Source organism: Vibrio sp. Vb1337, assembly GCF_033338715.1.
GTDB classification, from domain to species: domain Bacteria; phylum Pseudomonadota; class Gammaproteobacteria; order Enterobacterales; family Vibrionaceae; genus Vibrio; species Vibrio alginolyticus.
Genome location: NZ_JAWOTD010000010.1, coordinates 95626 through 121244, shown reverse-complemented (window position 1 = coordinate 121244; position 25619 = coordinate 95626). Strand labels below are relative to the sequence as shown.

At 44.5% G+C, this 25619-nt stretch carries 27 protein-coding genes; 10 read left to right on the top strand and 17 right to left on the bottom strand.

From position 1 onward, the window contains the following. Nucleotides 1-87: 87 nt before the first annotated feature. Together R7E42_RS13225 and R7E42_RS13220 are read right to left on the bottom strand one after the other, a co-directional pair. Complete coding sequence (locus R7E42_RS13225) at nucleotides 88-831, bottom strand: YggN family protein (RefSeq protein WP_005380283.1); 744 nt, start codon at nucleotides 829-831, stop codon at nucleotides 88-90. Between the two features lie 61 nt (nucleotides 832-892). After that, the gene (locus tag R7E42_RS13220) at nucleotides 893-1372 is read right to left on the bottom strand and encodes a GreA/GreB family elongation factor (protein ID WP_005380280.1); all 480 of its coding nucleotides are present in this window, start codon (nucleotides 1370-1372) and stop codon (nucleotides 893-895) included. A gap of 76 nt (nucleotides 1373-1448) precedes the next feature. On the opposite strand from R7E42_RS13220, the gene R7E42_RS13215 reads away from it, so the two are divergent. Continuing rightward, nucleotides 1449-3374 carry an ATP-dependent DNA helicase RecQ gene (locus R7E42_RS13215; RefSeq protein WP_005380279.1) on the top strand — a complete coding sequence of 642 codons (1926 nt, stop codon included), beginning with the start codon at nucleotides 1449-1451 and terminating at the stop codon, nucleotides 3372-3374. On the opposite strand, the gene dinB is transcribed toward R7E42_RS13215, so the two are convergent. Together dinB and R7E42_RS13205 are read right to left on the bottom strand one after the other, a co-directional pair. Further along, the gene (gene dinB, locus R7E42_RS13210; protein ID WP_025768236.1) at nucleotides 3371-4435 is read right to left on the bottom strand and encodes a DNA polymerase IV; all 1065 of its coding nucleotides are present in this window, start codon (nucleotides 4433-4435) and stop codon (nucleotides 3371-3373) included. The two genes, R7E42_RS13215 and dinB, sit on opposite strands and share 4 nt — an antisense overlap. A 76-nt stretch (nucleotides 4436-4511) precedes the next feature. Continuing rightward, nucleotides 4512-4745, bottom strand: coding sequence for a DUF2789 domain-containing protein (locus tag R7E42_RS13205; RefSeq protein WP_005380277.1), 234 nt, complete (start codon nucleotides 4743-4745; stop codon nucleotides 4512-4514). Between the two features lie 187 nt (nucleotides 4746-4932). Here R7E42_RS13205 and R7E42_RS13200 point away from each other — a divergent pair, with 187 nt between their 5' ends. Next, entirely contained in the window at nucleotides 4933-6150 is a 1218-nt protein-coding gene (locus R7E42_RS13200) for a response regulator (RefSeq protein WP_005380276.1), read from the top strand. Nucleotides 6151-6308: 158 nt separating this feature from the next. On the opposite strand, the gene nqrM is transcribed toward R7E42_RS13200, so the two are convergent. The 9 genes from nqrM to bolA form a co-directional block, all read right to left on the bottom strand. Then, a complete protein-coding gene (gene nqrM / locus R7E42_RS13195) occupies nucleotides 6309-6542 on the bottom strand; it encodes a (Na+)-NQR maturation NqrM (RefSeq protein WP_005380273.1) in 234 nt (77 codons plus the stop codon). A 22-nt stretch (nucleotides 6543-6564) separates the two neighbouring features. Continuing rightward, nucleotides 6565-7569 carry an FAD:protein FMN transferase gene (locus tag R7E42_RS13190; RefSeq protein WP_005380272.1) on the bottom strand — a complete coding sequence of 335 codons (1005 nt, stop codon included), beginning with the start codon at nucleotides 7567-7569 and terminating at the stop codon, nucleotides 6565-6567. Nucleotides 7570-7726: 157 nt separating this feature from the next. Beyond that, on the bottom strand, nucleotides 7727-8950 hold the full coding sequence (gene nqrF / locus R7E42_RS13185; RefSeq protein WP_005380271.1) for an NADH:ubiquinone reductase (Na(+)-transporting) subunit F: 1224 nt from the start codon (nucleotides 8948-8950) through the stop codon (nucleotides 7727-7729). A gap of 33 nt (nucleotides 8951-8983) precedes the next feature. Then, complete coding sequence (nqrE, locus tag R7E42_RS13180) at nucleotides 8984-9580, bottom strand: NADH:ubiquinone reductase (Na(+)-transporting) subunit E (protein WP_005380270.1); 597 nt, start codon at nucleotides 9578-9580, stop codon at nucleotides 8984-8986. Between the two features lie 7 nt (nucleotides 9581-9587). Then, nucleotides 9588-10220, bottom strand: a complete 633-nt coding sequence (locus tag R7E42_RS13175) for an NADH:ubiquinone reductase (Na(+)-transporting) subunit D (RefSeq protein ID WP_005380269.1) — start codon at nucleotides 10218-10220, stop codon at nucleotides 9588-9590. Continuing rightward, nucleotides 10220-10990, bottom strand: a complete 771-nt coding sequence (locus tag R7E42_RS13170; protein ID WP_005380267.1) for a Na(+)-translocating NADH-quinone reductase subunit C — start codon at nucleotides 10988-10990, stop codon at nucleotides 10220-10222. Before R7E42_RS13170 ends, R7E42_RS13175 begins: the two co-directional genes overlap by 1 nt. Beyond that, nucleotides 10980-12224 carry an NADH:ubiquinone reductase (Na(+)-transporting) subunit B gene (locus R7E42_RS13165; protein WP_005380265.1) on the bottom strand — a complete coding sequence of 415 codons (1245 nt, stop codon included), beginning with the start codon at nucleotides 12222-12224 and terminating at the stop codon, nucleotides 10980-10982. Before R7E42_RS13165 ends, R7E42_RS13170 begins: the two co-directional genes overlap by 11 nt. A gap of 5 nt (nucleotides 12225-12229) precedes the next feature. Next, complete coding sequence (locus R7E42_RS13160) at nucleotides 12230-13570, bottom strand: Na(+)-translocating NADH-quinone reductase subunit A (protein ID WP_318072746.1); 1341 nt, start codon at nucleotides 13568-13570, stop codon at nucleotides 12230-12232. A 474-nt stretch (nucleotides 13571-14044) separates the two neighbouring features. Beyond that, entirely contained in the window at nucleotides 14045-14353 is a 309-nt protein-coding gene (gene bolA / locus R7E42_RS13155; RefSeq protein ID WP_005380262.1) for a transcriptional regulator BolA, read from the bottom strand. A 243-nt stretch (nucleotides 14354-14596) separates the two neighbouring features. Here bolA and R7E42_RS13150 point away from each other — a divergent pair, with 243 nt between their 5' ends. The 4 genes from R7E42_RS13150 to R7E42_RS13135 all read left to right on the top strand — a co-directional run bounded on the left by R7E42_RS13150 (nucleotide 14597) and on the right by R7E42_RS13135 (nucleotide 18322). Further along, complete coding sequence (locus R7E42_RS13150; protein WP_005385302.1) at nucleotides 14597-15751, top strand: methyltransferase; 1155 nt, start codon at nucleotides 14597-14599, stop codon at nucleotides 15749-15751. 32 nt (nucleotides 15752-15783) lie between these two features. Continuing rightward, nucleotides 15784-16353, top strand: coding sequence for a YajG family lipoprotein (locus tag R7E42_RS13145; RefSeq protein ID WP_005380259.1), 570 nt, complete (start codon nucleotides 15784-15786; stop codon nucleotides 16351-16353). Further along, complete coding sequence (locus R7E42_RS13140) at nucleotides 16353-16898, top strand: peptidylprolyl isomerase (RefSeq protein ID WP_005380258.1); 546 nt, start codon at nucleotides 16353-16355, stop codon at nucleotides 16896-16898. Before R7E42_RS13145 ends, R7E42_RS13140 begins: the two co-directional genes overlap by 1 nt. Nucleotides 16899-16969: 71 nt before the next feature. After that, nucleotides 16970-18322 (top strand): AmpG family muropeptide MFS transporter, encoded by a 1353-nt coding sequence (locus R7E42_RS13135; protein ID WP_005380257.1) that lies wholly within the window; start codon nucleotides 16970-16972, stop codon nucleotides 18320-18322. A gap of 63 nt (nucleotides 18323-18385) precedes the next feature. Here R7E42_RS13135 and R7E42_RS13130 read toward each other — a convergent pair whose 3' ends face one another. The 4 genes from R7E42_RS13130 to R7E42_RS13115 are packed head-to-tail and all read right to left on the bottom strand — an operon-like array spanning nucleotide 18386 to nucleotide 21622. Continuing rightward, a complete protein-coding gene (locus R7E42_RS13130) occupies nucleotides 18386-19045 on the bottom strand; it encodes a ChrR family anti-sigma-E factor (RefSeq protein ID WP_005380256.1) in 660 nt (219 codons plus the stop codon). Next, complete coding sequence (locus R7E42_RS13125; protein WP_017636022.1) at nucleotides 19042-19626, bottom strand: RNA polymerase sigma factor; 585 nt, start codon at nucleotides 19624-19626, stop codon at nucleotides 19042-19044. The genes R7E42_RS13130 and R7E42_RS13125 overlap by 4 nt, the downstream gene beginning before the upstream one ends. 44 nt (nucleotides 19627-19670) lie before the next feature. After that, nucleotides 19671-21029 carry a DUF4397 domain-containing protein gene (locus R7E42_RS13120; protein ID WP_318072745.1) on the bottom strand — a complete coding sequence of 453 codons (1359 nt, stop codon included), beginning with the start codon at nucleotides 21027-21029 and terminating at the stop codon, nucleotides 19671-19673. Then, nucleotides 21026-21622, bottom strand: a complete 597-nt coding sequence (locus R7E42_RS13115; protein WP_213962821.1) for an LON peptidase substrate-binding domain-containing protein — start codon at nucleotides 21620-21622, stop codon at nucleotides 21026-21028. The genes R7E42_RS13120 and R7E42_RS13115 overlap by 4 nt, the downstream gene beginning before the upstream one ends. A gap of 323 nt (nucleotides 21623-21945) precedes the next feature. Here R7E42_RS13115 and R7E42_RS13110 point away from each other — a divergent pair, with 323 nt between their 5' ends. The 4 genes from R7E42_RS13110 to csdA all read left to right on the top strand — a co-directional run bounded on the left by R7E42_RS13110 (nucleotide 21946) and on the right by csdA (nucleotide 25597). Further along, entirely contained in the window at nucleotides 21946-22791 is an 846-nt protein-coding gene (locus tag R7E42_RS13110; protein WP_005391741.1) for an outer membrane protein OmpK, read from the top strand. Between the two features lie 108 nt (nucleotides 22792-22899). After that, on the top strand, nucleotides 22900-23790 hold the full coding sequence (gene panE, locus R7E42_RS13105; RefSeq protein WP_270054936.1) for a 2-dehydropantoate 2-reductase: 891 nt from the start codon (nucleotides 22900-22902) through the stop codon (nucleotides 23788-23790). Beyond that, nucleotides 23787-24386, top strand: coding sequence for a DJ-1 family glyoxalase III (locus tag R7E42_RS13100; RefSeq protein ID WP_213867032.1), 600 nt, complete (start codon nucleotides 23787-23789; stop codon nucleotides 24384-24386). The genes panE and R7E42_RS13100 overlap by 4 nt, the downstream gene beginning before the upstream one ends. Further along, a complete protein-coding gene (gene csdA, locus R7E42_RS13095; protein ID WP_262606832.1) occupies nucleotides 24386-25597 on the top strand; it encodes a cysteine desulfurase CsdA in 1212 nt (403 codons plus the stop codon). The genes R7E42_RS13100 and csdA overlap by 1 nt, the downstream gene beginning before the upstream one ends. Nucleotides 25598-25619: the final 22 nt, after the last annotated feature.

The following is a 25619-nucleotide window of genomic DNA, read 5'->3' as shown; positions in this document are numbered from 1 at the left end:
ATCAAAGAATAAGCGAGTAAAACGCAAAGAGAGCACAATAGTGCTCTCTTTCTTTATCTCATCGAGTTTTTGCTTTTTAATGAGTAATTAAATCGTAAATACTCGGTAATCTTTTAGCTCAGGGATTTTCTTCAACAGATCGTTTTCTTGCCCTGCCATGTCATCCAGCGAATCGCACAAGTCTTCTGCTTGTTGTTCTACCTCTTTCGAATGCTCGGCTAAACGCTCTTCTACTTTCGCGCTGAGTTCAGCCATACTCTCTGATAATGCAGTGAGGTTTATCCCTCCCTCTTCCTTCATTTTTTTCGATAAAGCATCCAACGAACTGGCTAAAAACTCTTTATTGAAGATCTCTTGTGCTTTTGCAAAGTCTTCAGTCCACCCTTGTGTCATAGACTCAAAACTCTCCGCAGGCAGGATGAAATCACCATCTTTGTAGTAACGTGATTCAACATCAGCGAAAAAGTCCTTTACTGCGACTTTTACATTATCAAACGCACCAGGTGCATCGAGGCTTTCCGCAACATCATCAATAATATCATTCGCAAGCGCTAAACCATCACTCGCCAATTGCTTTGCTTGTGGAATATACGCGTTCATTTTTTCGCGATAGTCTTCAATTGCCGCTTTTTGGTCGGCATTGAGTTCAATTAGCTCACCTTTGATGAAGAGGTTGTTATCCTCATCCACGACAGCTTTATCACCTGTCGTTTGGCGAATTTCCAAGCTTTGCCCATCCATACGGACTTCATTATTGATGTCCACACGACACTGCGCTGCATAACCAGTAGCACTGACCATCAGCAATGAGAGTGTAAAAAGCTTTTTCATGTCATTCTCTTTTATTTAACATTACTCGTGTTAAACATAACACTGAGTGATACATGAGATGTCAGCAAATCGTCACGACTTCGTAACAAGTTGTTTTATCTCCTATTTTCACGTCAACCTCATCACCCTCTTCTTTCCCGAACAACGCTCGACCCAGAGGAGATTTGGCTGTTAAGACAAAGACTTCCAGAGTCTGATATTGAACAGTCAAACCACCAGAGCAAGGGCCTACAAAGAAGTGCTTTTCGATCAAATTCTCATCTGCGAGAACAACGTAAGCACCAACACCAACAGGCGCATTCTTAAAGTTACGAGTCACTAAAGAACGATATTGACGCAACTCCTCTTCACTATCTTGAATTCGCATGGCTTGTCCATGAGCAAGATACGCGGCTTCAAGTGCCAATGTATCGTACTTGTGCTCGGGAACAGTTTCTTCATCTGTGGCGGCATCGATAGCTCGCTGAGCCGATGAATGGGCAACTTGAAGTTTTTCTTCCAGATGTTGGATGATAATTTGGACTAAGTCAGCTTTGTTCATACTTTTAGGACGCGCGTTTAGTATTCGGGGTGTGTTAATGTAGCCAAGTTTACCATCAAAGAAAGGTTTCCCTATTATGCAAAGTGACTCGCTGCATCAAACACTTCAATCTGTATTTGGTTTTGACTCATTACGCCAAGGTCAGCAACCCGTTATTGAAGCCGTTATGAATGGTTACTCTGCTGCGGCAATCTTTCCTACAGGCTCGGGGAAGTCACTCTGTTATCAACTACCTGCAACCATATTACCCAACCTTACGTTGGTGATCTCTCCGTTGTTGGCGTTAATGAAGGATCAACTGAGCTTTTTACAAAGTAAAGGAATCGCGGCCGCTTCTATCGATAGCAGTCAAAGTAGAGAAGAAGCACAACAGGTCATGGCTGGCGTGAAGAATGGACAAATCAAAATCTTGATGATTTCTGTTGAGCGACTAAAAAATGAGCGTTTTCGTGAATTCATTCGCCAAGTACCGATTTCTTTGATGGTCATTGATGAAGCGCACTGTATTTCCGAATGGGGGCATAACTTTCGTCCAGATTATCTCAAACTACCGCAATATCAACGTGAACTGAACATCCCACAGTCTTTACTTCTCACCGCAACGGCAACGCCTGCAGTTATTGAAGACATGCAAAAAAAGTTCGATATTTCCAGTGAACATATTACCGTTACAGGCTTCTACCGCTCTAATCTGGATATCTCGGTGATCCCGTGTGAGGAAACAAAGAAACAAGAACAGCTCAGTGAGATCATCGCCTCTTCACCTAAGCTTCCGACCATCGTATACGTGACGCAGCAGCAAACAGCAGAACGAGTAGCAAAGTCATTAATCCATATTGGCATTAACGCTCACGCATACCACGCTGGCATGAAAAGCGACGTTCGTGAACAAATCCAACAGCAGTTCATGGATGGCCAAATTGACTGTATTGTTGCAACGATTGCATTTGGTATGGGGGTCGATAAATCTGATATTCGACGCGTCATTCACTTCGACTTACCCAAATCAATCGAGAACTACGCACAAGAGATTGGACGTGCAGGCAGGGACGGGCAACGCTCGGAGTGCATTCTGCTAGGCAATACGTCCGGCCTAACGGTGTTGGAGAATTTTGTCTATGGTGACACACCAGAATTTACGTCAATTAACTATGTAGTCGAGCAAGCGAAAGAACATGCTCCACAATGGGAGGTAGTGCCACTGCGTTTGTCGCGTGAAAGTAATATCCGCCAATTGCCACTCAAAACCTTGTTGGTTTATTTGGAGCTACATAACGTCATTGAAGCAAAGTACAGTTACTTTGCGGAATATCGGTTTAAGTTTTTGCACGATCAGCAATTTATTGTGAATCAATTTCAAGGCGAGCGACGTCAATTTGTGGAGGCTATTTTTTCCTGCTCACAAAAAGCCAAAGTGTGGTGCCAAGTTGATCTAGAAGCGCTATGGATGAACTATCAATCGGAACGCAGCCGAGTTGTCGCAGCGCTCGACTATTTTCACCAGAACGGCTGGATAGAACTAGAGAGCAAACAACTGACGGACGTGTACTCAGTTATGCCAACCAAACAGAGCTCGGATGTTTTAATCCAACAACTGTATGAACTGTTCCAATCCAAAGAAAGCAAAGATATCGAAAGAATCCACACCATGCTGCACTTGTTCCAGTCCGAGCACTGTTTGAGCTCACAATTGGCGAACTACTTTGCGGATCACGATGCACCAAAGCAATGTGGTCACTGCTCCGTGTGTCGTGGTCACGTCGCCACATTCACAGCACCAGAACCTGAAGATATTGAACAATCTCAAGTATCGATATGGGCGCGGGAGTTTATTCAGCTTTCCCCATCGGCCATCAGTAATGATGCCGTTGCTCGCTTCTTGTGCGGAATCAGCACTCCTTTGATTAGCCAGCTAAAAGCCTCAAAGCTAGCAGGTTATGGTGCAATGGCAAATGTAAGTTTTGAGCAGGTATTAACGCAGGTAGAAACGGTAAGGGCCTAAAAAAAGCTCAATTGACGCGCTTGGTCTTCGGGCTTGAGCATCACGTTCAAGCCTAAAAGGCGAATTTCCCGTCCATTTTGGCGTTTAAGAATATCTCTTAGCAAGATCTTGAAGTCCTCAAGCTCTAATTGCGGATGGATGTGCTCAATTGTTGTCAGTTGAAAGTCGGCAAATTTGACTTTAATACCTTGTTTAATAATCGACTTATCTGGGCTTGCACGCTCTAAACGTTTCTCGAGTTCAGGATAAAGTTTCTCCTCAATCACTTGCCAACATTCATCATAGGTTGCGATGTTCTGGCTGAATGTCCTTTCCACACCGACGGACTTTCTCTCGCGCTCAACAACGACTTCTCGATTATCAATTCCATGGCTTCGCTGCCATAAGGAGGCACCCTGACGACCAAACTGCCTCAACAACTCTCGATAGTCACTGTTTTTAATGTCCTCACATCGATAAAAACCGGCTTGGTGGAGCTTCTCAAGACTCACCTTCCCCACGCCAGGAATATTCTCTAACGGAAGACTATCGATAACCTCTTGGACTTTCTCTGGCGGAATCACAAACTGACCGTTGGGCTTGTTCATGTCTGACGCGACCTTGGCAAGAAACTTAATCGGAGCAATGCCCGCCGATGCCGTCAACCCAAGTTCACTCCAGATATCACGGCGAATTGACTCTGCGATCAACGTTGCGGAGCCACGGCAAGCTGTCGAGTCCGTGACATCGAGGTATGCTTCATCCAATGAGAGAGGTTCAATGATAGGCGTATAACGCTCAAAAATAGCACGAATCTGCTGAGAGACTTGCTTATATACATGCATTCTACCGGGCACAACCAACAAATGAGGACAGAGTTGCAGCGCGCGCGCCGTTGACATTGCACTGCGAACACCATATTTACGCGCATCATAATTACAGGTGCTAATCACTCCACGCTGCTTTTCATGTCCGCCAACAGCGAGTGCAATGCCACGGTAACTGGGGTTATCTCTCATCTCTACGGCAGCATAAAAACAATCCATATCGACATGAATAATTTTTCTAATTCGATCTGACATAGCCATCAAAGTACTGTTCAAAAAAACAGTATAAATCAAATCTACCTGAAGAGAAATGGGCGTGTTTAAGCGAACGTCAATCTCGAAGCATTACGTCCAATTGATCGACTAATTCGGCCCAATCTGCATCTTCTTCGATGGCTTGTTTTAGAAAGTTCGCCTGTGACATCGTCCAAAAGCTAGCTTCATGTAAAGGCGCAGAATCTCTTTTGTGTCGATGTTGATTAATAAAATCTTTCATTTCTTGAGGAGAGCTACCGAGGCCCAGTTGTTGAAATAGCTCAGCCATACCATGTTGATGCATTTCCATACTACTTTCTCCCTACGTTAGCTAAACATAATTATATAACTAAGACAGGAATAATGATGTGATGTTAACGGATGCGTGTCAAACATTTGAGTAGTTGTTCTACTTTTGGTTGACATGTGTTTTTTGATGGCGATAAGTTTAATTTTAGTTATCATTGATTTTAAACAATTAATTTTGGGGACTGCGCTTGAGTAATAAGATTCTGGTTGTTGAAGATAGTCGTGCATTTAAAAACTTTCTTTGCCAAACAATAAGCCAAGCTGGTTATGAGGTCATCGCAGCGGAAAGCTACGCGGAGGCAAAGAACTTGTTATCTTCAGCACAGGACCTCTTCTGTGCGGTTTTAGACTATTGTTTACCGGATGCTCAAGATGGCGAGATTATTGACCTCGTTTTGGAACATGGTCATCGTGTCATTGTTTTAACGGCTCGATTTCAAGAAGACACTCGCGAAAAGATGCTTGCAAAAGGTGTCCTCGACTATATTTTGAAAGACAGCATGGCGTCCGTTTCCTATCTATTACCACTCCTCAAGCGACTAACCAACAATCAACAACACAAATGTTTAGTCGTTGATGATTCACACACCGTAAGAAGACACATTGCCCAACTTTTGGAGCATCAATATATTCAGACGTTGGAAGCTGACAATGGGCAAAAAGCCCTAGAGCTTGTCGAGCAAAATCCAGATATCACTCTCGTTTTAACCGACCATGATATGCCCGTTAAAGATGGCATTACTATGGTGCGTGAATTACGTCGGAAGTGGGATAAAAATCAATTAGCCATTCTCGGCTTGTCGGGTAGTAACTCTAAGACCATGACGGCTAGGTTTCTAAAAGCAGGGGCCAATGACTTTTTATACAAGCCATTTAATCAAGAAGAATTTTTTTGCCGTATTCACCAACTGTTAGATATCAAAGACGCAACATCTGAACTGTTTAAAATGGCAAATCAAGATGCGCTAACGGGCTTATGGAACCGCCGCTTTCTGTTTGAGCAACCCCATGTAGAAAACGCTCAAAGAAACATCGCGATGCTTGATATCGATTTCTTTAAGCAAGTAAATGATACACACGGACATGAGGGCGGCGATGCAGTGTTAGTCATGATAGCGAATATTCTAAAAATCTATTTTCCAAATGATATTGTCGCTAGGCTTGGTGGCGAGGAGTTTTGTATTCAAGCCAGTGGCGACTATGACGGCTTTCTAACACGCTTAGAACAAATGAGACAGCGCATAGAAAAAACGCCAATAACTTATTTGGACAAAAACATTCTTGTGACCGCGAGTATTGGTGTAAGCAACATCGAGGGGGAGCTGGAACAACAAATAAAAGTGGCGGATGAGCGACTTTACATGGCCAAAGAGAACGGACGTAACCAAATCATTTCTTCGTCCTAATGACTATCAGTGTGGTCTTGCTCTGTAACATGAGAGAAAGAAACAACAAAACACGGTATTGGGCTCTTTCTCGGACATCTGAGCTTTGGTTAGCTGCCTAAAAATAAAGCTCAGCAGAACGCTGAGCTTTATCACTTTCTTAGTACGATTAACCAATACTAAGCAATTCTATCTTTTTCCCACGCCGCCAATTTCTCAGCACGCGCAGCCTCGCGCGCTTCACGTTTTTTACGCGCATCGCAGGGTTCTGGACAATTACACACTTTTTCGATGCCAACTGCCCCTAAGCCACCACAGCTACCTTTCACGACTTTCTTTTGGAAAATGTATCCGACAGCCATTGCAGTGATTACCGCGACAAACACAGCAAAGGTAATTAGAAATGTATTCATAAAAACATGCTCACTTCTGTTGTTATTTCTTCATGAATGGCTTGTATGCTTCCGAAGCCAACTCTTTAAAACCATCTTCCGTTTTCACAATCATGAAAACAGGAATATTATTTTCGTTCGCAATTGCCATGCCTTTGTCTTCACCTAGCACCATAAGACCAGTTGCAAGACCATCAGCAGTCATCGACGATTTATCTAATACCGTTACAGACACCACTTTATGATGAATTGGTTTGCCTGTTCGTGGATTAATAATATGAGAGTATCTCACACCATTACTCTCAAAGTAATTACGATAGTCACCACTTGTTGCAATTGCCATGTCGCCTGGTTCAATAATTTCTTGAATTGAACGTTCATCAACGGTCGGTTTTTCAATTGCGATACGCCAAGGCACACCTTCACGATTGACACCTTTGAGACGCATTTCACCGCCAACTTCGACCATAAAGTTCTGTACCCCTTCAGATTGAAGGTAGTCAGCAACCACGTCAACCCCCCAACCTTTCGCAATCGTCGATAGGTCGACGTACAAGTTAGGAAGGTCTTTGGACAGTGTATTACCATCAACAGATAGGTGGTGAATACCGGTATTTGCTTTGCGAGCAGCGAGTTCTTCATCGGTTGGAACTACATCTGGACGAGCTTCTGGACCAAACCCCCACAGGTTAACTAGAGGGCCGACCGTCACATCCAATGCACCTAAAGTAAGACCGTTAAGGCGAATTGCTTCTTTCACTACCGTTGCAGTTTGTGTCGAAACTGTAAATGGCTCGCTCGTTTGATGCTGATTAAAACGACTTAACTCTGAGTCGTCACGATAGGTCGACATTTGGTCATTAACCTCTTCCAATAAGCGATCAATTTCTGTCTGCATCGCTTTTGGCGTTGGAATACCATCTTGCTCGATATACTTGATGTTGTAAGAAGTCCCCATGGTAGGGCCACTTAAATGAATTTGATCGGCAGGCTGCTCACAGCCAGCCAAAATCAATAGAGAAGCAAATGCAACAAGCCACTTTTTCACTTGTTAACTCCCAATGTTGTTGAATTGATATGGGAAATAGGATCAATCCTTTCAATCCGATTACCTATATCAACTGTTGAGTATCAGTTTTATGTCTATAAAAAATAATGGCTAGCTCTCTTGGAGAGCTAGCCATAGATTCAATCACTTGGAGGAATTAACCACCGAAGTCATCTAGTAGGATGTTTTCATCCTCTACACCTAGATCTTTTAGCATGCCGATTACAGCAGCGTTCATCATAGGTGGACCACACATGTAGTATTCACAGTCTTCTGGCGCTTCGTGATCACGTAGGTAGTTCTCGTAAAGAACGTTGTGAATAAAGCCAGTGTAACCATCCCAGTTATCTTCTGGAAGTGGATCAGACAGTGCACAGTGCCATACGAAGTTGTCATTCTCAGCTTGTAGCATATCGAAGTCTTCTACGTAGAACATTTCACGCTTAGAACGTGCGCCGTACCAGAAAGACATCTTACGCTTAGAGTGCAGACGCTTAAGTTGGTCGAAGATGTGTGAGCGCATTGGAGCCATACCAGCACCACCACCAACGAATACCATTTCTGCATCTGTATCTTTCGCAAAGAACTCACCAAATGGACCAGAAATAGTACACTTGTCGCCTTCTTTTAGAGACCAGATGTACGAAGACATGATGCCTGGTGGTACGTCTGGGTTGTTCGGCGGCGGAGTTGCGATACGAACGTTAAGCATGATGATACCGTGCTCTTCTGGGTAGTTAGCCATAGAGTATGCACGAATGGTCTCTTCATTAACTTTAGACTCGTAACGGAAAAGGTTGAACTTCTCCCAGTCTTCACGGTATTCCTCAGGAATATCGTAGTCTGCGTATTTCACGTGGTGAGCAGGAGCTTCAATCTGGATGTAACCACCAGCACGGAAAGGTACTGATTCGCCATCTGGAATTTGTAGCTTAAGCTCTTTGATGAATGTCGCTTTGTTATCGTTAGAGATAACAGTACATTCCCACTTCTTAACGCCGAAGATTTCTTCAGGAAGCTCGATATCCATGTCAGTTTTCATTGCAACCTGACACGCTAGACGCTCACCTTCACGCGCTTCACCTTTAGTAATATGGTCAAGCTCGGTTGGTAGGATGTCGCCACCACCTGATTTAACTTTTACGCGACACTGACCACATGAGCCACCGCCACCACAAGCAGAAGATACGAATACGCCAGCACCTGCTAGAGCACTCAGTAGCTTACCACCTGGTTGTGTAACGATCGCCAGAGAAGGGTCATCGTTCACAGAAATTGTAATGTCACCTGTTGGTACAAGCTTAGACTTAGCGAAAAGAATCACTAGTACTAGTGCTAGTACGATCAGAGTAAACATCACTACACCAAGAATAATGTCCATTGACTATTCCTTAATTGTTGCGGTTTACCCGACTTACAGTTGAACACCAGAGAAAGACATAAAGCCTAACGCCATAAGACCTACAGTGATAAATGTGATACCAAGACCACGTAGACCTGGAGGTACGTCAGAGTACTTCATCTTCTCACGGATACCTGCAAGAGCAACGATTGCTAGCATCCAGCCCACACCAGAGCCGAAACCGTAAACGATCGATTCAGCAAAGTTGTAGTCACGTTGTACCATGAAAGATACACCACCGAAGATTGCACAGTTTACTGTGATCAGCGGTAGGAAGATGCCTAGCGCGTTGTACAAAGGTGGGAAGAAACGGTCTAGGACCATCTCTAGAATCTGTACAAGTGCTGCAATTACACCGATAAAGGTGATGAAGTTTAGGAAGCTAAGGTCCACGCCCTCAACTAACGCGTTCTCTCTCAGAACTAGGTTGTATACCAGGTTGTTCACAGGAACAGCGATAGTCAGAACTACCACAACTGCAACACCTAGGCCGAAAGAGGTCTTAACCTTCTTAGATACGGCAAGGAAAGTACACATACCTAGGAAGAAAGACAGAGCCATGTTTTCGATGAAAATCGATTTAACTAACAGACTAATGTAATGTTCCATGACGTCCTTACTCCTTCGCTTCTACTTGTTCTGGTTTCAGAATACGGATTACCCAGATAAGGAAGCCGATTAGGAAGAATGCTGATGGTGCTAGTAGCATTAGGCCGTTAGGCTGGTACCAACCACCGTTGCTCACTAGAGGTAGAACTTCTAGACCAAATAGTTTGCCTGAGCCAAATAGCTCACGGAAGAAACCTACAGTGATAAGAACGAAGCCGTAACCTAGACCGTTACCAATACCGTCAATAAGAGATGGTACTGGCGCAGACTTCATTGCGAATGCTTCAGCACGACCCATTACGATACAGTTAGTGATAATCAGACCAACGAATACAGATAGCTGTTTAGAGATATCGTATAGGTAAGCTTTTAGCACTTGGTCTACCACGATTACTAACGATGCGATGATTGCCATCTGAACGATGATACGCACACTGTTAGGAATGTGGTTACGGATCAATGAAACAGAGAAGTTAGACAACGCAGTTACAAATGTTACCGCTAGTGTCATTACAAAAGCTGTTTCTAGTTTAGTTGTTACTGCAAGAGCAGAACATACACCAAGAACTTGTAGCGCGATTGGGTTGTTATCCAACACTGGCGCTAGGATGCTCTTTTTAACGTTTTGTGCACTAGACATTAGTTAAGTTCTCCGTCACGAACTTTTGCTAGGAAAGGACCAAAGCCCATATCACCTAACCAGAAGTCAAATGTGTGTTGAACACCATTACTAGTGAGCGTCGCTCCTGATAGGCCATCAACACCGTGCTCAGAACCTTGCGGTGCGCCGCCTTTCACGACCTTAATCGCTGGCTGGTGATCTTCATTGTACAATTTCTTGCCAATGAATTGATCGCGCCATGAAGGGTTCTCTACTTCACCACCAAGTCCAGGAGTTTCACCTTGCTCGTAGTAAGTAATAGCAGACACAGTGTTACCATCAGTTTCAACGGCTACAAAGGCATACATCATCGACCATAGTCCTTTACCGTGCATAGGCAGGATAACTTTTTGGACTTCATCTTGATCTTTTACAAGGTACACCACTGCTGTATTCGCGCGACGACGGATATCAGCTACGTCTTCTTCTGGTGTCAATGCGATTGAACGTTCTGCATCTTTTGATGCTTCACGTTGATCGTACGTAGATGCATTACCCTCAGTAAAGTTACCTGTTTCAAGGTCTACTAGACGAGGTTCGATGTACTCAGCAAATAGCTCTGGTACTTTCTTACCGTTTGCGTCAATGCCTGCAACTTCAACGATCTTTGATTGCTTATCTAGGACAGCGTTAGCTTTTTGCTTATCACGCAGACCTACTGCTGCTGTTGATACGATGATTGAACAAACAAGGCTCAACCCGATAACAACACCCAGCGTCTTTTTAATGCTGTCGTTATTACTTGCCATAGCGTGCTAGTCTCCGCTTGATGTTCTTCTCAATCACTACATGGTCGAACAGAGGTGCGAATAGGTTCGCGAATAGAATCGCCAGCATCATACCTTCTGGGTACGCTGGGTTAACTACACGGATCATCACACACATTGCACCAATCAGGATGCCGTACCACCATTTACCTTTGCTAGTAAATGACGCTGATACTGGGTCCGTTGCCATGAAGAACATACCGAATGCAAAACCACCTAGAACTAGGTGCCAGTGCCATGGCATATTAAACATTGGATTAGTGTCAGAACCGATCACGTTAAACAGAGTCGATACTGCGATCATACCGATCATCACACCCGCAATGATGCGCCATGAAGCGATTCGCATGTAAACGATCATCGCTGCACCGATCATTAGAGCTAGAGTCGATACTTCACCAATAGAGCCAGGGATGTTACCGATGAACGCGTCCATCCAAGTGATAGGAGCGCCAGTTACTGTGTTAACTAGAGCACCGTTACCACCTTGAGCCCATTGGCTAAGAGCAGTTGCACCAGAGAAGCCGTCAGCTGCAGTCCATACTACGTCACCCGAAATTTGCGCTGGGTAAGCGAAGAATAGAAATGCACGACCTGCAAGTGCAGGGTTAAGGAAGTTACGACCTGTACCACCGAAGATCTCTTTTGCTACAACAACACCAAATGTGATACCTAGTGCCGCTTGCCATAGAGGTAGCGTTGGTGGAACGATAAGTGCGAATAAGATAGAAGTTACAAAGAAACCTTCGTTAACTTCGTGTTTACGCACCATACAGAACAACACTTCCCAGAAGCCACCAACAATAAATACTGTTGCGTAGATTGGCAGGAAGTAAGTCGCACCTAGTAGCATCTTACTGCCAACACCCGCTTCCGCACCGATAGTGCCGCCAAGCATTTCTGTTAGCCAGTAGTGCCAGTTACCTGCGATAACTGTCGCTAGTTGGTCACCAGCGTACATGTGGTTAAGTGCTGCAATAGCTTGGCCACCTGCGTTGTACATACCCCAGAACATTGCTGGGAATACCGCAAACCAAACCATGATCATGATACGTTTTAGGTCAACGCTATCACGAACGTGCGAGCTTTTATTTGTTACGATACCTGGCGTGTAAAAAACTGTTGCTACAGCTTCGTACAGGGCAAACCATTTTTCGTGTTTGCCACCAGGCTCAAAATGATGCTCGATGTCTTCAAGAAACTTTTTAAGAGCCATGAAAATTACCCTTCCTTCTCGATAGTATCTAGGCATTCACGAAGTAACGTACCGTACTCGTACTTACCTGGACATACAAAGGTACACAATGCTAGATCTTCTTCATCCAGTTCAAGCGCACCCAGTGCTTGAGCACTGTCTGTGTCGCCGGCACATAGATCACGAAGCAGCAAAGTAGGCTCCATATCTAGAGGCATTACGCGTTCGTAGTTGCCAATTGGAACCATTGAACGATCACTACCATTGGTCGTCGTTGTCATATTGAACAACTGACCTTTGAATACGTGACCAAGGAAAGAGCGAGTTACCGAGAACTTATTCTTACCAGGCATTGCCCAGCCAAATAGTTCTTTTTCACGGCCTTCACGTAATACAGAAACCTGTTGATGGTAACGGCCAAGGTATGCGTGTGGACCAGTTGCATGTGTACCTGTTAGTACTGAACCAGAGATCACACGAACTTCGCCAGGCATCAGCTCGTTATCTGTTAGGTCATCTAAGCTTGCACCCATTACGGTACGAACTAGACGAGGGTTATTCACAACTGGGCCAGCTAGAGACACAACACGATCTGTGCATAGCTCACCAGTTAGGAACAGCTTACCGAACGCGATAACGTCTTGGTAGTTGATGCTCCATGCCACATTCTCTGCATTTACTGGGTATAGGAAATGCATGTGGGTGCCAGCAAGACCTGCTGGGTGAGGGCCATCGAAGACGTGTTCTTCTACGTTAGACTGTGAAGAGCGTGGCAAGCTAGTGCCAGATTTACATACGTAAACCTTGCCTTCTGTCAGGGCTGAAAGAATGTCTAGACCAGCAATGAATGCTTCTTGTTTCTCATTAATGATCAACTCAGGCTTAGCTGCTAGTGGATTAGTATCCATTGCAGTTACGAAAATAGCCTTAGTAGAAGACTCGATTGCAGGAACCTTGCTAAACGGACGAGTACGTAAAGCGGTCCATAAGCCAGAGTCAACCAACTGAGTCTTGATCACTTCACGATCTAGACCTGAAAGTTGAGCGGCTTCGAACTTATCAAATGTCACCTGCTCTTCACCTGCCACTTCAATCACTACAGATTGAAGGACACGTTTAGCGCCACGGTTAACTTCGATCACTTTACCGGCTGCTGGTGCAGTAAATTTCACGCCTGGGTTCTTTTTATCTTCAAAAAGAACTTGCGCTTTTTTCACTTCATCACCAACGCGGACATGCATGGTAGGTCGCATGCCAACGTACTCTTCGCCAAGCAAGGCGACTTTTTTGATGGTCTTACCATCATTAATCACCTGGGATGGAGTTCCTGCGATAGGAAGATCCAAGCCCTTCTTTATTGTAATCATACGCACTTGCACTACTTTTATCGGGAAAAAGATTCTTTTGATTGCGTAACTTTTAGACACGACATCAGTGTCCGGTTTTGATGTTGTTTTAAACATCAAAATCGCAACATCCTATTAAAAATCTCGTCACAAGGAATACGCGAGATTTATCAGGTGCCGTAGTCTAGCATTTTTTAGGAACTTGATGCCATGATCAATCATTAGAATAGAGGGGTTATTTCGGTAGAATCAGGTCTAAAAGGTCAAAGAATAGTCATAACTTTGACCCATCGCACAAATGCCATATTCCATACATATCTTATGGAAAAGTGATATTCATCGCCTGAAATATTCTGCAATTTCCATTCATTTGTTGAAACACTGTTAACACATTTTTTAACCAGAATTTGTTCCACGTTAACGTCCCTTAAGAATGTAAAACGAAAAAAGATGGCCTTAAGCCACCTTTTCTCTGCACCTTTATATCTTGCGTTTTTAGTGACCACCACCCATACACATCGGGCTATCAGGGGCGCCATCTTGTTCACGCTTCCACTCTTCATCAGTGTATGTATGAATAGCTAATGCATGAATGTGGTTGTCCAGTTCATCTGCCAAAATTTGATGAACTTGACGATGGCGCCCAATCAAACGCTGTCCCGCGAACGAATCACTCACAACAATCACTTTGAAATGACTCTCTGAGCCTGGTGGCACATTATGCATGTAGCTCTCATTAATGACTTTGAGATAGCTGGGTTGCAGCTCACTGTGTAGTTTCTTCTCTATGATTTCTTGGATCATATTCGTTCCTCATTGATGCGAATTCCATAAGTATATACCTAAGTAAAGCAGACATGCATCACTCAAACGTCACTCTCATTATTGACGCACTTTGTAGACATATTGTCTCAAGGTGCTTGACTCCACGAACATGTCTAAAGAGCAGCCATCACTGAACTCGTAAAATTTGACAGCTTTTTGTATCTCGACACGTCATCATTTGCGACAATAACACTTAATTTCTAAATCAACTTACATTTAGCTATGAAAACCGAACTGAACCTTCACGAGCGAAGCTTAACACTTCATCGTTTCCCAAAACGAAGTAACGAAACGCTACAAGCGTGGGATGCCGGTGATGAGTATCTTATTAATCATGTTGAAGAGCTTGCTTTGCCAGACAATCAAAACATCCTCGTGATTAATGACAGCTTTGGTGCCCTCTCCTGCTGGTTTTCGGAAAAGCACCATGTAACGCTAATGAGTGATTCATTCATCTCACATAAAGGTGCACAGCAAAATCTCGAGCAAAACCAGTGCAATAAAGTAGCGTTTGCCACCACGATGGACCTCGTTCCTGCCAATATTGATCTCGTCTTGCTGCAACTGCCCAAAAGTAACCGCCATCTAGTGTGGATACTAAGCCAATTAAGAAAGGCGCTACCGGCTTCCTGCCCCGTCATTGCAGTCAATAAAGCGAAAGACATTCACACTTCGACGCTAAAACTGTTTGAAAAATACTTAGGCGAAACAAAAACATCTTTGGCCTGGAAAAAGCACAGATTGGTGTTTTCTCAAGCAACAGTTGAGCCTCCGATTGAAGTAATGCCTTTCACGACTTGGCGCGTTGATGGCGAAGATATCGAACTCAAGAACATGCCAAATGTCTATTCAGGAGAAAGTTTAGATTTAGGTGCACGCTTTATGCTGCAGCACCTGCCTCAAGACCCTTCGATAGACAATGTCATCGACCTCGGCTGCGGCAATGGTGTTCTGTCTGTTAAATTTGGTCAGTTGAATCCAAATGCTCGGCTAACATGTGTTGATGAAAGTTTTATGGCGCTTGAGTCGGCAAAACAGAACCTACGCGACAACCTTGGTGAAAATAGAGACATACAGTGCATAGCGAACAATTGCTTGGACGGTTTTAAACACAGCAGCAGCTCTATGGTTATGTGTAATCCACCGTTTCATCAACAACAGGCAATCACCGATCATATTGCTTGGCAAATGTTCTGCGATGCTAAACAAGTATTAAGTGAAAATGGCCGTTTACTGGTTATCGGAAATCGTCACCTCGGGTACGACGCAAAACTCAAACGTCTGTTTGGCGATAAAAATGTGAAACTTATCGCTTCCAACAATAAGTTTGTGATTTTACAGGCTACAAAAAATCCTGCTAAATTAAGCGCAAAATAAGCTTTAGCAAAATAGTTAAAAGGAATAATAAAATGAGAAAATTGGTACTTGCGGCTTCGGTTGCGTTGCTTGCTGCGTGTTCAGCCCCTCAACAACCTCAGCTGAACCTGATGCCAGAAAGCACATTGAGCACCAATCCAATTGTTCAAGGCAAGACTTACAGTTTGACCAGCAAAGATGTACGTGCAGCGCAGTACGTGGCGTTGGTGGATAACGGCCGTTCGAACATTCTTCCTCTTCATGCTAAACAGAATTTACGTATTGCGTTAGAAGAAGCATTAGAGAAGCAATTCTCATCTCAAGGTTTCCATGCGGATCTAAACAGCAACAACGCGATTGAATTGAGCGTTCAAGAAGCGTTGGTCAACGTGAAGCATTCGGTGATGGAAAATGAGATGGATGCTAAAGTTGTGCTGGAAATCACAGCAGAGACACCTGAGGGCAAGCTAGTCAAAACTTATACAGGTACAGCAAAGCGATCTGGCACATTGAGTGCTTCTGATGCCGATATTGAAGAGACATTGAATGATGTGGTGACATTGACGCTTAAAGAGATTGCCAATGACCCTGAGCTTCGTCAATACATGCAGGAGCGTTTCTAATGTTACGCAAAGCGATTCTGTCTTTAGCATTACTCAGCTGCAGCGTTTGGGCTGGGCCAAAAGTAGCGTTTGAAACGACCCTTGGTTCATTTACGGTTGAGTTAAACGAAGAGAAAGCACCTATCACTGTCGCTAATTTTCTGAAATATGTAGAAGATGGGAGCTACGAAGGTACTATTTTTCATCGTATTATCCCAGGCTTTATGGCGCAAGGTGGCGGCTTTAACCAAGATATGCAGATGGTGAAAACATACGCGCCAATCAAAAACGAAGGAAATAATGGTCTAAACAATGACCGTGCTACCATCGCCATGGCACGAACTAATGCACCAAACTCTGCAACTCGTCAGTTTTTCGTCAACTTAGTCGACAATGACTTTCTCAACTATGGCGCTCGACCACCAGGTTATGCTGTATTTGGTGAGGTTACTGAGGGGTTCGACGTTATCCAGAAAATGGCTCAGCAGCCGACCACGACAGTAGGCCGAATGCGTGATGTACCAGAGACGCAAATCGTCATCACCAAAGCTACACTACTTAAATAGCCAAAACGATAAGCCCTTTGAATAATCGAAGGGCTTTCTCTTTCAACGGCTTCATTTTATTGGATTGATTTATGTCTTCATTACCTTCCATCACTTGGTTGGAAACGGTAAAAAGTTACCTCGATAAACGACTCATGTGGGTTTTCATGCTGGGCTGCTCTAGCGGCTTTCCGTGGGTTCTTATCGGTTCAAACATGTCAGGTTGGCTAAAAGATGCCGGCTTGACCCTCTCCGCAATTGGCTATTTTGGTAGCGTTTTTGCGGTCTATGCGATCAACTTTCTGTGGGCACCTCTGGTTGACCGCGTGAAGCTGCCAGTCCTCTTTAGACTGCTGGGGCAAAGACGTAGCTGGATTTTCTTTTGCCAAAGTATCGTACTCGTCGCTACCCTATTTATTGCCGGCGTTAATCCAGCGGAAAACTTGGTGTTTGCGTCACTACTCGCCTTGTGCATTGCAACGGCTTCAGCGACACAAGACATCGCAATTGATGCTTTTCGTATTGATACTTTCCCAAAGTCAGAAGAGTCTAAACTGCCTCAAGCTTCTGCAATGGCGGTCATTGGCTGGTGGACAGGTTATTCACTACCGGGTTATTTAGCGTTTGTTAATGCTGACAGTGTCGGTTGGAATGGTGTGTACTACGGGATGGCGGTGATAGTCGGCATTCTAATGGTCTTTACGATTTTAGTCGGTGAACCGAAGACTCAACGCGAACAACTTCAGTCTGCCGCTGAACAACGCCACAAAGAAGTGGTTGGTTCAAAAGTCGTAGCTTGGTTTACCGTGACTGTTGTAGAACCTTTCCTTGATTTCTTTAATCGCAATGGCGTCCGTGTCGCGATTACTCTGTTGCTGTTCGTTTTCCTATTTAAAATTGGCGAAGCGTTTTTGGGCAGGATGTCGATCGCGTTCTATAAAGATATTGGTTTTAGCAATGAACAAATTGGCTATTACTCCAAACTGATCGGTTGGGGAGCCACCATCTTCTTTACTTTTGTCGGAAGCATGTTCAACGTTAGGTTTGGTATTGTACGTGGATTAATGATCGGCGGTATTGCTATGTCTGCCAGTAACTTGATGTTTGCTTGGATTGCTTCGGTAGGCCCAAACGAGCACTTGTACTTAGCCACGATTATTGTCGATAACTTTACGACTGCTTTCTCAACTGTCGCTTTTGTTTCATTTTTGACGATTCTAACCGGGCAAGCATTTTCGGCAACTCAGTATGCGTTGCTTGCCTCTCTAGGAAACTTCGGACGGACGACTCTTGCTTCTTTCAGTGGCGAGCTAGTGGATTATCTTAATGATTGGAGCACATTCTTCGTGCTTACCGCTGTCATGGTCGTGCCAAGCTTGATTATGTTGTACTCGCTACGACATTACTTTGATGCTCTATTGGAAAAAGCACGTCACAAACATTAACGAAACATATAAAAAACCACCGAATTCGGTGGTTTTTGTTTTGCGAGATATAAGATAAGAGGTCTATGGGTATAACCCTTTACCAAACATATTAAATATACGTGCCACGCCTTGAGTAAAGATCATCGGCTCAGTCAATACGGTTAAACACAAGCAGTCTTCTCCGGCCTTAGTGTAAGGGCTGTGCTTCACTGATGCGTCTCTAATCATCAAATCGCCTTCTTCATATTGGCCATCCTCGTCACTAAATCCACCATGTAGGATCAATGTAGACTCCAGGCCTTTGTGCGTATGTTGAGGAATTTGCACATCTTCCCCGATGTACATTAAGCTGACACGAGCGTCTTCCCCTAGGTCAATCTGAGCACTGAAAACCTTGCCTCCGTAACTTCTCCATGACCCTACGAGGTCAGAGAAACGCGCTAGAGTTTTAGGAAGAGCGAAACTTTTTCCTGCCACATTAACAGCAGCAGAGTCGCGGATCACGATATTATCAGTCGCTGGCTCCGCATTGATGATGTCATTAAACATGTCGTCAAATTCAGAAACATACTCAGAAGGTATGTCACTTACGATGTTCGCTTGACTTGCTTCGACTTGGTTCACATAAGCTCGGCACTTGGTGCATGTTTCTAAATGGGTTGCGACCACAAGACCAGAAACTGCATCAATGCTTCCCGAAGCGTATGCTTCTAACAAGCTGTTATCTGGGTGTTTGTTCATAGTTGCTCCGTATGCATTGAATGCCTTAGCTTTTCTACTGCAAGCCTCAGCCTGGATTTTACGGTACCGAGGGGTATATCAAATAATTCCGCGACCTGTTGATGAGGTAACTCTTCAAGATATACCGCTTGTAAAACATCTCTCTGGTTTTTCGGTAATATATCTAAAAACTTAACCACCTGTTCTTTCAACATATCTTGTTCTGGTGAATAGTGATCAACAAGATCAGGTGGATAATACTCTGACGGCCAAATGTCATCAGAATGAATGTGTAATTCCTTACCTTTCTGTTTTCTCAGCAGATCAAAACAAAGGTTTCGGATTATGGTATATATCCAAGTCGATAACGCGCTCTTTTCACCATCATAGAGGTGCGCTTTCTGCCAAACTGTCGCCATGGTCTCTTGCACCATCTCCATAGCAACTTGCTCATTACCAACATGTTTGTAAGCGAATTGCTTCAGCTTGGGTGCGTAAAAACGGAATACAAAAGCGAACGCATCTTTGTCTCGATCCTTCACTTTATCCATGTAATCGTTCCAATCACTGCGCCCCAGTTTTTTCGGGCTATCACTCATCATAATCGGCCTTAATTTGTGGGAGGAGTTTCCTCCTCCCATTCGTCCTAATCGGTCACGTCATCGACCAACAAGTTGAAACCACCGTTGTTCCCATCATCAATGGCAACGACTTGGTACACAACACCGTTCATTACATTGACTGGTGCTGAGTCAACCGCAACAATACTTGGGTTACCAGCCACTGTTACCGTTACATAATATGTACCTTCAGCGACATATAATCCTTGTACGCTATTTTTATACGCAAAATTAGCGATGGTTGGATCACTTCCATCTATTCCTGCACTCGTAGTGAGGTAAATATCCACCATTTCCGCTATAGGATTAGCCGCCGCGTGTGTCACATTCAGCGTCGCGCTAGTTGCCACTGCACGTCTCATGTCTTCAACAACCAGAGCTTCGATATCAATCGCTGGGCTAACAACACCGACTGCATAAACACTGTAATCCATTCCACCTGCAACCATTAACCCGTCAACATCTATGATCGGATTGGTTGTTGTGCCATCCACGTAAACGTCAATATCGTAAGCGCCAGCATCGAGATCCAAATAACCACGAATCTCTTTGAACGCTAAGTCGGCAAGAGGAGCGAAGGCCGCCCCGTTAACGTTAACATCGACGACTGGCGCTCCATCGACAAGGTGTCCGACTCTTACTTCAGCTTGGCTGCCCATATCTTCAATTATAGAAGAGCCCGAACCGTCCAACACCAAGAGTTTGACAGGTGACGTGCTATTCGAATCTCCTGTGCCGATAGCGGCAATCGTCAAGTTGGAATTAGCCGCAAGAGATACTGTGCCCGAGTCAAAAGCAACGCTGTCTCCTACGGCAAGTCGAACTTGATACTCACCAGCTGGGATGTTCAATACGTCGGTAGAAGCTTTGTAAGCAAGGTTAGTTATTGGAGTCGCGCTAGCAAGAGCAGCACCTGGCTCAGTGACATAAAGATCAACAGCAGGAACGCCTGAAGCTGCATGAACAACTTGAACATCTAGACTATTGGCATCAGCCATTGAATCGGCGCTGCGAGTCACAACTAAAGGCTCAACTGGGTTTGGCGAACCATCGGCATCGCCAACAACGAACACGTTATAATTGAGGTCGGAATCAAGATCTAGTTCTGTTTTAGGTATTACGGTCGCGGTTTCATTACCTGGGAGCTGAACATCGACCTGAATCGAATTCATCCCCTCTCGCAATTTAACGTAGCCAGATCCCACACCATAATCAACATTCGTTAATGATGGTTTATCGTTGATCCACACATTTGCAAGCGGCGCATCAGAAGACGCGTGCACTGCTTGTAAATTGGAATACTCGATAGTGTCACTGTCGGAGCCACACGCCGCCAGTCCTAATGTCGCAACAATAGTTAGCGCAGCTTTATTAAATCCTTTCATATCCTTGCCTCTTTGTTAGTCGGGGCTTCTATGGCTTCTGTCAGAAATTGCAACGCAGAAATACAGTCCTCTGCGCCGACTAGCTGTTCGAACAGATTGCAGTCTAGGGGTAGTAACTCAAGCCAACGCTGAGTAACCCAAGCAGAGTCATCGTAAAAACGATGCTGGTAGAGGCTTCCAAGTTGAGGAAACTCTTCATAAACATGGGATAACTGCTGGCTTAAAAAGAATAAATCTGGTGAGTTGTCTAGATGTTGCCAATTGTCTAACCATTCAACCTCTGCATGACGTAAGCCATCCGCATCTGCACGGACGCGTTTGACAACAAAGCGTTGCTCACCAGCAACTGTAATACCAAGAAGGCCATCACTGAGTGTTTCAAAATCAACGATCCTGACCAAAGTTCCGATAGATGAAACGTTACCCACGTCTTTAGGGTCACCTTCACTTCCTACTAGGCAAACTCCAAAACCCACATTTTGTAGGCTGCATTCCTTTACCATTCGCTTATATCGTGGCTCAAAAATGCGCAGATTCATTTTACCTTCAGGGAGTACAACTGAAGTGAGTGGGAATAACATGACTTCTTTCATTCAAACGTCCTCTTTGATTCACGGATACATACGAATCCCTTATCACTCCGATCACTAACGATTTATGTTGGTTAATCGACTGGCTTAAAAAGTCATAAAATCGCTTACGCAAACGATCTAAATCACATATTTACTGCAATTGAATGCAACAAACAAAAAGTTCCGTAAATAAAGATAATTTCGTGACACAACTCACCAAAAACGTTCAATTTTGCACCCTTTATCACTTTCATTTGGGATTTTTATCGCTATTATTCCCGCCAATTGGAAAGCGCAGCACAGATTGCGTGTTCTGAATCATTACAAACATAGAGAGTCCCCTTATGCGTAAATCACTTTTAGCTCTTAGCCTTCTAGCGGCTACTTCAGCTCCAGTTATGGCGGCAGATTACTCTGACGGCGATATCCACAAAAACGATTACAAGTGGATGCAGTTCAACTACATGTACTCAATTGATGAAATGCCACGAGTTAAAGGCGCTGACGACAACGCTCACGATTACCTAGAAATGGAATTTGGCGGTCGCTCTGGTATTTTCGACCTATACGGTTACGTAGACGTATTTAACCTAGCGACTAAAGATAACCAAGATAAGTCAATTGAGAACGGCGCTCCTGACAAGATGTTCATGAAATTTGCACCACGTATGTCTCTAGATGCCGTAACTGGTAAAGACCTATCTTTCGGTCCAGTTCAAGAGCTATACATTGCATCTCTAATGGAATGGGGCGGTAACAACGGTGGTGTAAACAACCAGAAAATCGGTTTAGGTTCTGATGTAATGGTTCCTTGGTTAGGTAAAATCGGCCTAAACCTGTACAGCACTTACGATGGCAACAACAAAGGTTGGAACGGTTTCCAAATCTCGACTAACTGGTTCAAACCATTCTACTTCTTCGACAATGGTTCATTCATTTCTTACCAAGGTTACATTGATTACCAATTCGGTATGGATGATGATGCTGGTAACAAATTTGGTACTACCGCGTCAAACGGTGGTGCAATGTTCAACGGCATTTACTGGCACTCAGATCGCTTCGCGGTTGGTTACGGCCTGAAAGCATACAAAGAAGTATATGGCGTAAAAGACGGTCTACAAGTTGCTCCAGGTGTTGAGCTAGAATCGACTGGTGTAAGCCACTACCTAGCTGTAACTTACAAGTTCTAATTGAACCACTAAGTTTGCTCAAAAATGGCGCCTTTCGGCGCCATTTTTATTTGCTTTCCTTTTTTCCCTCATTATCCTTGCAGCAAACCTTTTTAATGAGAGCGTTTGGTGAATATCCTTATCCTCGGTCCAGGTGCGGTGGGCTCACTCTGGGCAACAAAATTTAAACTTGCCGGGCACAATGTTTCATTGTGGGGAAGAAGTTCAGAGAGACAACAATCACTTCAGTTGGATGACACACCCGCAATCGTATTCAGTAATCAAGATATTTCCTCCGTAAATCAAGCGGACCTCATTTTGATCACGGTAAAAGCTTGGCAAGTGGAAGACGCCATTCAGCCTTTGCTCCCTCATATCAACGCAGACACGATTATCATGCCGATGCACAATGGTATGGGTACCGCCTCTGGCGTGGAGAAGGCTCTGCCAAACAATCCTATCGTGCTCGCCACAACGACGCACGGCGCATACAAACCAGATAACCAACACGTACTGCATAGCGGTCACGGAACAACGCAAGTGGGTGGTTATAATGACAAAGGAATGCAGTGCGCTTTTCTGCAAGATGTTATGCATCATGCTCTTCCAGAGGCCATTTGGAATCCACACATCCAATCTGCGTTATGGACTAAGTTAGCAATTAACTGCGCGATTAACCCACTGACTGCGATTCAGCAGTGTAAGAATGGTGAGCTTGCGCAGCCCGAGTTTAAGATACAACTCGAAAGCATCACTCAAGAACTGGTTGAAGTACTGAGTAAAGAAGGTATTGCTATCGAGTTTCGCTCTCTTTTCGATACGGTACTGCAAGTGGTGAACGCCACAGCTGAGAACTATTCTTCAATGAGACAAGACGTATTCCATCAGCGTCGAACGGAAATTGATTTTATAACCGGATACTTGTTAAAGGCTGCCGAGAAACATCGCATCAATACGCCTGAGAATTTAAAACTTTACCAACGCATCAAACAAATAGAACAAAGCTGGACAGAACAATGAGTAAGAAAATCTTAGTGCCAATCGCTCCGGGCACCGAAGAAATGGAAGCCGTCACCGTTATCGACATGATGGTTCGCGCGGGTTATGACGTTACGGTAGCGAGTGCTGCTTTTGATGGCTCATTGACGATGAAAGCTTCTCGCGGAGTCACACTAACAGCCGATTGTAAACTGGTCGATATCGCTGATGATGAGTTTGACGCCATAGCGCTTTCTGGTGGTGTTGGTGGTGCAGAAATTTTTCGTGATAGTACGGTGATGATAGAAATCCTTAAGCAGCACATCTACGAGGGAAAATTGGTCGCAGCTATCTGCGCAGCACCGGCGTTGGTATTGCAACACCATGATCTTTTCTCACAATCACTGATGACCTGTCACCCGAGCTTTCAGTCACATATCCCGGAAGAGAAGTGGCGCAGCAAACGCGTGACCTTTGATATCAACCACAACCTGATCACTAGTCAAGGTCCGGGTACAGCTTTAGAGTTCGCAATGGAAGTAATCATTCAACTCTCAGGTAAAAAACACGCATGGTCAGTTGCTGAACCAATGATCCCTCTGCCTACTCTGCACTACCACAAGCTTGGTGAAGAATAATGTTTGACGTAAATGCTGTACGCGAGCAATTTCCTGCTCTAAACCAATCCGTCAACGATACGCCCTTAGTGTATCTAGATAGCGCAGCGACAACGCAAAAACCGCAATGTGTGATTGATGTCATCAGTCATTACTACAGTGCGCAAAATGCCAATGTTCACCGCGGCAGCCATAGTTTAACGGCTAATGCCACCAGCCAATTTGAAGCGGCACGAGAACGAGTGGCAAGCTTTATTGGTGCAAACAGCTCTAAGGAAATCATTTGGACACGGGGCGCAACCGAAGCACTGAACTTAATTGCTCAAACCTACGCCCGTAGCACGTTACAACCAGGTGATGAGATCTTGATTAGCGAGATGGAGCACCACGCCAACATCGTGCCTTGGCAAATCGTGGCAGAGCAAACGGGTGCTAAAGTCATTAAAGTTCCGATGACATCAGATTGTCAGTTCGACATAAGTGCATTTGAGGCGCTTCTGTCTGACCGCTGTAAAATTGTTGCTTGCGCACAAATAACCAACGTAACAGGCACACGCCAACCTATAGAAAAAATTACTGAACTGGCGCACAACGTTGGCGCGGTTATTGTAGTTGATGGCGCGCAAGGCATCGTACATGAGCAACTTGATTTATCGGCATCAGATATCGATTTCTACGTTTTCTCAGGTCACAAACTTTATGCACCAGCAGGCATTGGGGTTTTATACGGCAAGCTTGAACTTTTGGAAGCCATGCCTCCATGGCACGGCGGCGGTAAAATGGTTGAACGCGTTTCTTTCGAGAAAACGACGTTTTCTGCACTTCCTGGTAAATTTGAAGCGGGCACACCAAACGTTGCGGGCGCAATTGCTCTAGCGAAAGCCATTGAGTGGTACCAAGGTTTTGACCATCACGAAGTAGAGGATCATCTCCATGCGCTTCAGGATAAGGCCTACCAAGCACTAAGCGCGTTGGATGACATCCATATTCTAGGCTATCAGCTGAATGCCTCTGTACTGACGTTCGTCATGGACGGCGTTCATCACCAAGACATGGCGACGCTGCTCGATCAACAAGGCATTGCGGTACGAGCAGGACACCACTGCGCTCACCCATTGATGGATGCGCTAAACGTTAAAGGCACGGTACGCGTTTCTTTTGGTATTTATAACACGGCTGAAGATGTGGATAGACTCATCGCCGCCGTAGAAAAAGCCGTCGACATGCTATAACGCCAACAGTTTGATTTGGAGT